Origin of the sequence: Actinoplanes sp. NPDC026619 (assembly GCF_040638295.1) — a bacterium.
Lineage (GTDB): Bacteria > Actinomycetota > Actinomycetes > Mycobacteriales > Micromonosporaceae > Actinoplanes.
Genome location: NZ_JBEZYA010000093.1, coordinates 1 through 1,332, shown reverse-complemented (window position 1 = coordinate 1,332; position 1,332 = coordinate 1). Strand labels below are relative to the sequence as shown.

The 1,332-nt window shown below is 68.0% G+C and carries 1 protein-coding gene; it reads left to right on the top strand.

What is annotated here, in order from left to right; genetic code table 11:
* Positions 1–111: 111 nt before the first annotated feature.
* Positions 112–1,332 (top strand): IS4 family transposase (locus AB0E90_RS51675; protein WP_360421234.1); only part of this gene is annotated, 1,221 nt, incomplete at its 3' end.

The window sequence follows — 1,332 nt, the reverse complement described above, 5'->3', positions numbered from 1 at the left end:
CAATGCCGCGTAGTTAGCGGTGGTGGCGGGGTGTCAAGCGGGTGTGTCGATGCGTATGGAACAGCGGAACTCCCGCTATAGAGGGGTTGTCCTCACAAGACACCCTTCGAGCTGGGAGTTCCGCTGCCCGAGCATTCTGTCATTCACCGCACGATCGAGGTAGCCGCGGGCCGGTTCGCGCCAGGACATCTGGGCGAGTTGACGCAGGTCGTGCCGTTCGAGATGGTCGACGACGTCCTCACCATGACCGGCGCGATGCAGGCCCGGGTCCGGGACCTGCCGTCGCGGGTGGCCGTTTATCTTCTACTGGCCGCGGGCTTGTTCGCCGAGTGCGGCTACCGGCAGGTCTGGGCCCGGTTGACCAGCGGTCTCGACGGCTTGGCCGTGGCTGATCCGAGCTCCTCGGCACTGGCGCAGGCCCGCCGCCGCATCGGGGTGAAGCCGCTGGCCGCGTTGTTCGCTCTGATCTGCGGGCCTGCTCCCGCAGCCGAACGGTGGCGGGGCCTGCTGCTCTGCGCAATCGACGGCACCACCATGTCAGTCCCGGACAGCCCCGCCAACCTGAAAACGTACGGCCGGCAGACCGGGTCTCACGGCGGGTCCGGGTATCCGCTGCTGCGTCTGGTCGCGATCGTGGCCTGCGGCTCCCGCACGGTCATCGACGCGGTCTTCGGCCCGATCGGCATCGGCGAGGTCCGCTACGCACCGGCACTGTTCCGCTGCCTGAAACCGGGCATGCTGCTGCTGGCCGACCGCAACTTCGCCGTCTGCGATCTGGTCGAGCAGATCCACGCCACCGGCGCGGACCTACTCATCCGCTGCAAGAACAACCGCAAGCTACCGACCGTCGGCCGCTACCGCGACGGGTCCCGGCTCGCCCTGCTCGGCAGCGTCGTCGTCCGCGTCATCGACGCCGAGATCACCGTGCATACCGACGGAAAGCCCCACCACACGGGCCAATACCAGCTGATCACCACCCTGACCGACCGCCGGTTCAGCGCACTGGACCTGATCACCCTCTACCACCAGCGCTGGGAGATCGAGACCGCGTTCCTGGAACTGAAGTCGACCACCCTCGGCGGCCGGGTCCTCCGGGCGCGTACTCCCGCCGGGATCGATCAAGAGGTCTACGCCCTGCTCACCGCCTACCAGGCACTGCGGCTGGCGATGTCCGGCGCCACCGACCAAGCCCCGGACATCACCGCGGACCGGGCCTGCTTCACCATCGCCCTGAACACCGCCCGTGACCAGGTCATCCATGCCGCCGGCGTCATCGCCGGCACCATCATCGACCTCGTCGGCAAGATCGGCCGGGCAGTCCTGAACGACCCC